Source organism: Rhodoblastus sp., assembly GCF_041915505.1.
GTDB lineage: Bacteria > Pseudomonadota > Alphaproteobacteria > Rhizobiales > Beijerinckiaceae > Rhodoblastus.
Window position 1 is genome coordinate 1 of sequence record NZ_JAYSBG010000390.1, and the last position, 3119, is coordinate 3119.

Genomic DNA, 3119 nt, shown 5'->3' on the forward strand with positions numbered 1-3119 from the left:
CGCGCTCGGGCGACAGCCGCGCGCCGCGCAACTGGTTCCAGTAGCTGTAGAGCTCTTGCGTCGCGGCTTGTCTCATTTCGGGACCTTGTTCTTGTTCGGGTCAGTTGCGTCCGGTCGCCGCACAGAAGTCCGGCTCGGGACGCCAACAAGGCGAAAATTGCGAAACTCGGGCCAGATCGGCCCCGCAATGTTAAGCTTAATGAATTGTTGATGTTGCAAAGACGTTAGGACTTTGGCAATATCTTCTTATGCGAACGACGCGGCGACGGACAAGCACCCGGCCAAAGCGACGTTCGAGCTAAAAGCCAATGCTTGTTTCCTGGCGCCTTACGCCGCCGCGCTCTTGCTCGGGATGCGCAGCAGGTTGTTACGCCAGGATCGCGGACGGGACCGCAAGCACGCCGCGCAAGCCTGACGGTTGAAGCCGTTGCAAAGGGGAGAGCTCGCTCCAGCTCTCCCCTTTCTATTTGCCGGAGCCAGTTTGCCGTCGGGAGGGCGCCGATCCGTGATGCGCGAGCGCGCCCGAGAGCCGATCTTCAATATTCCCGCCGTTGTCATCGCTTTGCTGGCCGTTCTGGCCGGCGTCCATGTCTTGCGCGCCTTTCTGTCGCCGGAAAACGATGTCGGCGTCGTGGCCATATTCGGCTTCACGCCGGCGCGGCTGGGCTTTCTCATCGATCCCAACGCGGTGGTGAGCCGTCTGACCGAACTCGCCCGGCAATCGGACATTGATGCGCAGATCGGGCAGTTCTTCCTGACCTATGCGCCGCCGTCCTGGGTCTGGTTCACGCCTCTGTCCTACGCCTTCCTCCACGGCGACAACACCCATCTGATCTTCAACGGGGTCTGGCTCGCGGCCTTCGGCTCGCCGGTGGCCCGGCGGTTCGGGGCGGCGCGGTTCCTGCTGCTGGGCGCGCTCGGCGCCATAGGGGGGGCCCTGGTCTATCTGGCGGCCCATATCGCCGAACCCTCGCCCATGGTCGGCGCCTCGGCCGCGATTTCGGCTTATATGGGCGCGGCGGCGCGTTTCGTCTTTCAGCCGGGCGGCTTCTACGGCGCGGAGGTGGGCTTCGAGCCGCCGCCGATGGCCTCGTTCCGGGAAATGTTCGCCAATCGCCAGACGCTTGCCTTTCTGGTGTTCTGGTTCGTCTCCAACCTGCTGATCGGCCTCGGCGCGCAGCGTTTCGGCCTGTCGCAGGCGCCGGTCGCCTGGGAGGCGCATATCGGCGGCTTCGTCGTCGGCGTCCTGTTGGCGCCTTTATTCGACCAAAGGCGCAAGGTCTGAAGGCAAAGCCCTCGCTTGCACTCGCCGCCGAACGGGGGCATCCTTCATGGAAAGATGGGGAACAACCCTGCTTTTGCCTGGAGGAAATATTTAGATGAGCGTTGCACTCATTCTCGCCGCCAAAGGTCACGACGTGACCACCACGCAGCCGCACCGGACCTTGCAGGAGGCCACGGCGCTGCTCGCGGAAAAGGGCATCGGCGCCGTGATCGTCACCGGCGGAAATGGCGAAGTCCTGGGCATTCTGTCGGAGCGCGACATCGTGCGGGCGGTCGGACGCCATGGCGTCGGCGCGCTGCAGGAATCCGTTTCGAAATATATGACCAGCAAGGTCGTCACCACCGGCATGGACGAGGCCATCGACCATGTCATGGAGCAGATGACCGCCGGCCGCTTCCGTCACCTTCCGGTGATCCATAACGGCAAGCTCGTTGGCGTGGTGTCGATCGGCGACGTCGTCAAGCATCGCATCGACGCGATCGAATCCGAGCATCGCGCGCTGCGCGAATATATCGCCACGGCCTGACGGCAGGTTTCGAGGAACACTTCCTCGCGGAAGACGTTCTCGCGGAAGGTTTCAGCGCGGCGGCAGCTTGCCGCCGCGGGGATTTTCCAGCGCCGCAATATCCGCGATGTCGTTGAGCGCGCGCCGGGCCGCCTCGCGGCCGAGCGCGATCAATTCGTCGGCGCGGTGGAAATCGAAAAAGCCGATCTTCGACAAACGGGCGCTGATCAGCACGTCCGGCGGGTCGCCCGCGAGGCGCGACCGTGCGATCCTGTCCTGGGTGATGTTGAAGGCGTCGAGCATGGCGGCGGCTATGCCCGGCGCGCCATTGGCCGCCCGCCCGAACTGGCGGTGCAACTGGCGGGCTTCCGGCGAATGCCTCACCGTTTCGGCCGCCGTCTTCTGCTCCTTATGCGGCTCGGGCTCAGGCGCCTCTGCCGACATGGTCGCCGCATCCGCGATCAGCGCCCCGCGATAGGCCGCGTCGCCGACCAGATTGACCGCGATCACCAGTTCGGCGCCCAAAGCCCGGCACAGGGTCACGGGAACCGGATTGACCAGCGCGCCGTCGAACAGCCAGCGGTTCTCGATGTGGACCGGCTCGAAAATGCCCGGCATGGCGTAGGAGGCGCGGATAGCTTGGACGAGATCGCCCTTGCGCAGCCAGACCTCGTGGCCGGCGCCGATTTCGGTCGCCACGGCGCCGAAAACGGTCGGCAGGGTCTCGATGCGCAGACCCTCCAGCTCGCGCGAGAGTTCGTCGCGCAGCTTTCCGCCGGAAAGCATGCCCACCCCGGAAAAGGACAGGTCCATAAGCGAGAACACCCGGCGCTTGGTCAGCGAGCGGGCGAAGCCCTCCAGCGCGGATAGCCGTCCGGCCGCATGGCAGCCGCCAACGACGGCGCCGATTGAGGCGCCGGCGATGACGTCGATCGGCACGCCGCGCGCCTCAAGCTCCTGCAATACGCCAATATGGGACCAACCGCGCGCCGCGCCGGAGCCGAGCGCCAGGCCGATGCGGGGTCGCCGCTGTCCGGCGGGGCGGCCGCCGTCGCTGGCGGCCGAGAAGGATTCGCCGGATTTCTCATATGTCTTCCAATTAAAACCGAACATGGCCCGGTCCTCAATTGAAACACCCGCCGGGGCTTGAATCGCCCGGATGCGCCCACAGGGCAAGAAAGGCGCCGTCGGGCCGGGATTTTCCATCCTTTTGGCCCCATGGTAAATATCGACGCTGCGCTCGAAACCTTGCCGAAGGCTTAAGCGGACCGACAGCCGCCATCGGGGCCACATGTTTAAAATGTGAACGGACGGCAAAGGTTCCGCACG

Annotated in this window: 3 protein-coding genes; 2 read left to right on the forward strand and 1 reads right to left on the reverse strand. The window is 64.8% G+C overall.

The features are described from left to right. Positions 1-508: 508 nt before the first annotated feature. Both ACE3S9_RS17405 and ACE3S9_RS17410 read left to right on the forward strand, forming a co-directional pair. Positions 509-1285: a rhomboid family intramembrane serine protease gene (locus ACE3S9_RS17405; protein ID WP_374547747.1), complete on the forward strand. Its 777-nt coding sequence runs from the start codon at positions 509-511 to the stop codon at positions 1283-1285. A gap of 94 nt (positions 1286-1379) precedes the next feature. Continuing rightward, entirely contained in the window at positions 1380-1811 is a 432-nt protein-coding gene (locus tag ACE3S9_RS17410) for a CBS domain-containing protein (RefSeq protein WP_374547745.1), read from the forward strand. Positions 1812-1862: 51 nt separating this feature from the next. On the opposite strand, the gene ACE3S9_RS17415 is transcribed toward ACE3S9_RS17410, so the two are convergent. Next, on the reverse strand, positions 1863-2903 hold the full coding sequence (locus ACE3S9_RS17415; protein ID WP_374547746.1) for a patatin-like phospholipase family protein: 1041 nt from the start codon (positions 2901-2903) through the stop codon (positions 1863-1865). Positions 2904-3119 lie beyond the last annotated feature (216 nt).